Genomic DNA, 313 nt, shown 5'->3' on the forward strand with positions numbered 1-313 from the left:
CTACAAGGTCTGCTCGACCTTCGATTCCAGCCCGACGATCGGCAGCATCGGCCGAGCCATCGAGATCGGCCGCTCGGTGTTCGCGCGCAGGACAGCGTGCCGCTGCTGGTCGGCGCGCCGCAGCTCAAGCGCTACACCGCCTTCGGCCATCTGTTCGCCGCCTATCGCGACCAATATTTTCGCATCGACCGCCACCCGGTGATGAGCCGCCATCCGACGACGCCGATGGATGAATCCGATCTGCTGATCCATCTGTCGCGGCAGACGGCGCTGAGTTCCGGGCTGGTCGACCTCGTGATGCTGCAGTCCGCGT

General features: G+C 65.2%; 1 pseudogene. It reads left to right on the top strand.

Annotated features, from left to right (window positions below):
• Positions 1–313, top strand: a pseudogene (locus FCU66_RS40945) (four-carbon acid sugar kinase family protein); the annotation flags it as partial.

The sequence above is a fragment of the Mesorhizobium norvegicum genome (assembly GCF_004919685.1).
Classification (GTDB): Bacteria; Pseudomonadota; Alphaproteobacteria; order Rhizobiales; family Rhizobiaceae; genus Mesorhizobium; species Mesorhizobium norvegicum.